Genomic DNA, 3,031 nt, shown 5'->3' on the forward strand with positions numbered 1-3,031 from the left:
TTACCAGCCTCGTTCATCACGTCTACTTTCTTCTCGAGCCTATAGTCAATATAAGGCCCTTTTTTTAGTGATCTAGCCATTTACTTTTTCTTTCCTCTATTAACTATAAGTTTCTCTGAATGCTTTTTCTTGCTTCTTGTCTTCAGACCTTTAGCCAGTAAGCCTTTACGTGAGCGTGGGTGACCGCCAGATGACTTACCTTCACCACCACCCATCGGGTGATCAACCGGGTTCATCGCAACACCACGTACTCTTGGACGTCTGCCCAACCATCTGTTACGACCGGCTTTGCCAATCTTAACATTCATATGGTCAGAGTTAGAAACTGTACCTACTGTAGCATAGCAGTTTACCAGTACCATGCGAAGCTCTCCTGAAGGAAGCTTGATGGTAGCATAGCGGCCTTCTCTTGCTACAAGCTGTGCATAAGATCCTGCACTTCTTGCCAGAGTAGCGCCATTACCTGGTTGCAACTCGATGTTGTGTACAATAGTACCTAGAGGAATATCAGATAAAGGAAGACAGTTACCAACCTCTGGCGCACTGCCAGGGCCTGAAACTATCACAGTACCTACCTGAATGCCAGAAGGAGCAATAATATAGCTCTTCTCACCATCAGCGTAGTGCAGCAATGCAATACGTGCAGTTCTGTTCGGATCATACTCGATAGTCTTCACTGTAGCTGGAACACCATACTTGGTGCGCTTGAAGTCTATCATTCTGTACTTCTGCTTATGTCCACCGCCCATATAGCGCATGGTCATTTTGCCCGAGTCATTGCGTCCACCAGATTTTTTAATAGGTGCCAACAAAGATTTCTCTGGAGTAGCCGTCGTGATTTCATCGAACGCTGGCGCTACACGGAATCTTTGACCTGGTGTTGTTGGTCTTAACTTCTTTAAAGCCATTGTTATTTAATTATATGCTGCTGTAAAAGTCTATTACTTCGCCCTCTTTCAAGGTAACGATTGCTTTTTTCTTGGAAGCCGCACGGCCTGAAACAGCACCCGATTTGGTGTACTTGCTTTTCAATTTACCTTGCGTCTTCATGGTAGCTACTTTCTCAACTGTAACTCCATAAAGCTTTTCAACTGCCTTTTTGATTTCAACTTTGTTGGCTCGGATGTTCACCTCGAAAGCATACTTACCAACCTCGTTCATGGCAGCGAATTTTTCCGTCAGAAGCGGTTTTTTCAGAATGTTCATTGTTATGCGCTTAGGAGGTTTTCAATAATATTCACTGAGTCTTCTACCAACAGCACTCGCTCTGTGTTCAACAGTTCGTAAGTGTTCAGATCGCTTGCAGTTGAAACTTTTACTTTGTTCAGGTTTCTTCCGGAAAGAACTACATTCTTATCTACAGCAGGAAGCACCAGAAGTGTTTTGCCGTTTGATTGCAGGCTGCTCAGGATGTTTTTAAACTCCTTTGTTTTAGGAGCGTCGAATGTGAAAGCCTCCAGCAAAGTCACTTTGTTATCACGTGCCAAAAGAGAAAGAGCAGATATTCTTGCAATATCTTTCAGTTTCTTGTTCAACTTGAAGCTGTAGTTTCTTGGCTTAGGACCAAATACTCTACCACCACCTTTGAAAAGAGGAGCTTTCAAGCTACCTGCACGAGCGCCACCAGTACCTTTTTGCTTCTTGATCTTCTTAGTTGATCCAGCTACTTCGTTTCTTTCCTTGGACTTGTGCGTACCTTGTCTCTGATTAGCCAGGTACTGTTTCACGTCAAGATACATTGCATGCTCATTTGGCTCTAAACCAAATACAGCATCAGAAAGGGTCACCTTTCTACCTGTATCTTCACCTTTGATATTCAATACAGAAAGCTCCATTTTATTTCTCAATTAACACGTAAGAATTTTTGGCACCTGGTACAGAGCCACTAACTACCAACAGATTTTTGTCTGCAATAACACGTACCACAATTAAGTTTTGAATCTTAACTCTGTTACCGCCCATTCTACCTGCCATGCGCATTCCTTTGAATACACGAGAAGGCCAAGAACATGCACCGATAGAACCAGGGTGTCTTGCCCTGTTGTGCTGACCGTGCGTCTGACCACCTACACCGGCAAAGTTGTGGCGCTTTACAACACCCTGGAAACCTTTACCCTTAGATGTACCTACTACATCTATAAACTCTCCTTCTTCGAATAGATTTACATCTACCAAATCACCCAGACTTGGAGATATACCTTCTACATCGAATTCTGCAACTTTTTTCTTAGCTGACGTATTAGCTTTCTTAAAGTGACCAGCTTGCGCTTTCGTTACTCTTTTAGCCTTTTTCTCGCCGTAGCCAAGCTGTACAGCTGCATAGCCATCAGTCTCAACCGTCTTCACCTGAGTAACTACACATGGGCCAGCTTGAATAAGCGTAACAGGAGTGTATTTACCATCTGCAGTGAAGAGGCTTGTCATTCCGATTTTTTTACCGATAATTCCAGGCATTCAACTTGTTTTTTAAAAGATGGATATAATAATTTTAGCCCTCAGCTTTTGCTAAGGGAGTGCAAAGTTAATAAATTTTACATTTGTTTAACAACCTTTCTGTAAAATATTATTAATCAGCACATAAAAAAAGAGAACCCGAGGGTTCTCTTTTTATTTTCGATTCAGTTTTTATCAAACTTTAATCTCAACATCAACACCACTTGGAAGCTCAAGCTTCATCAGTGCATCAACTGTTTTAGAGCTAGTTGAGTAGATATCAACCAGGCGCTTGTAGGTGCAAAGTTGAAACTGCTCACGTGACTTCTTGTTAACGTGTGGTGAACGCAGTACGGTGAACTTATCCTTCTCTGTTGGAAGAGGAATTGGACCGCTTACGATCGCTCCAGTAGCCTTTACAGCTTTAACAATCTTCTCAGAAGATTTGTCTACCAGGTTGTGGTCGTAAGACTTTAGCTTTATTCTTATTTTCTGATTCATTATCTTATTCTACTATTTAGCTGCAGTTCCTTTTAATTTTGCGATGATGCCATCTGCCAGGTTTTGTGGTACTTGCTCATAATGAGAGAAAGTAAGA

At 42.1% G+C, this 3,031-nt stretch carries 5 protein-coding genes; all 5 read right to left on the reverse strand.

What is annotated here, in order from left to right; translation table 11 throughout:
* Positions 1-80: 80 nt before the first annotated feature.
* Positions 81-908: a 50S ribosomal protein L2 gene (gene rplB, locus OB13_RS19485; RefSeq protein WP_461491856.1), complete on the reverse strand. Its 828-nt coding sequence runs from the start codon at positions 906-908 to the stop codon at positions 81-83.
* Positions 909-918: 10 nt separating this feature from the next.
* Entirely contained in the window at positions 919-1,206 is a 288-nt protein-coding gene (rplW, locus tag OB13_RS19490) for a 50S ribosomal protein L23 (protein ID WP_461491857.1), read from the reverse strand.
* Positions 1,207-1,208: 2 nt separating this feature from the next.
* The gene (gene rplD / locus OB13_RS19495) at positions 1,209-1,835 is read right to left on the reverse strand and encodes a 50S ribosomal protein L4 (RefSeq protein WP_461491859.1); all 627 of its coding nucleotides are present in this window, start codon (positions 1,833-1,835) and stop codon (positions 1,209-1,211) included.
* 1 nt (position 1,836) lies between these two features.
* A complete protein-coding gene (rplC, locus tag OB13_RS19500; protein WP_461491858.1) occupies positions 1,837-2,454 on the reverse strand; it encodes a 50S ribosomal protein L3 in 618 nt (205 codons plus the stop codon).
* Between the two features lie 174 nt (positions 2,455-2,628).
* Positions 2,629-2,934 (reverse strand): 30S ribosomal protein S10, encoded by a 306-nt coding sequence (gene rpsJ, locus OB13_RS19505; RefSeq protein ID WP_007654312.1) that lies wholly within the window; start codon positions 2,932-2,934, stop codon positions 2,629-2,631.
* Between the last annotated feature and the right edge of the window lie 97 nt (positions 2,935-3,031).

This window comes from Pontibacter sp. HJ8 (genome assembly GCF_054824225.1).

What these genes read in the sequence shown, in the direction of transcription:
- rplD (WP_461491859.1), bottom strand. Translation starts at nt 1,835, where the DNA reads ATGGAGCTTTCTGTATTGAATATCAAAGGTGAAGATACAGGTAGAAAG.
- rplC (WP_461491858.1), bottom strand. Translation starts at nt 2,454, where the DNA reads ATGCCTGGAATTATCGGTAAAAAAATCGGAATGACAAGCCTCTTCACT.
- rpsJ (WP_007654312.1), bottom strand. Translation starts at nt 2,934, where the DNA reads ATGAATCAGAAAATAAGAATAAAGCTAAAGTCTTACGACCACAACCTG.
- rplW (WP_461491857.1), bottom strand. Translation starts at nt 1,206, where the DNA reads ATGAACATTCTGAAAAAACCGCTTCTGACGGAAAAATTCGCTGCCATG.
- rplB (WP_461491856.1), bottom strand. Translation starts at nt 908, where the DNA reads ATGGCTTTAAAGAAGTTAAGACCAACAACACCAGGTCAAAGATTCCGT.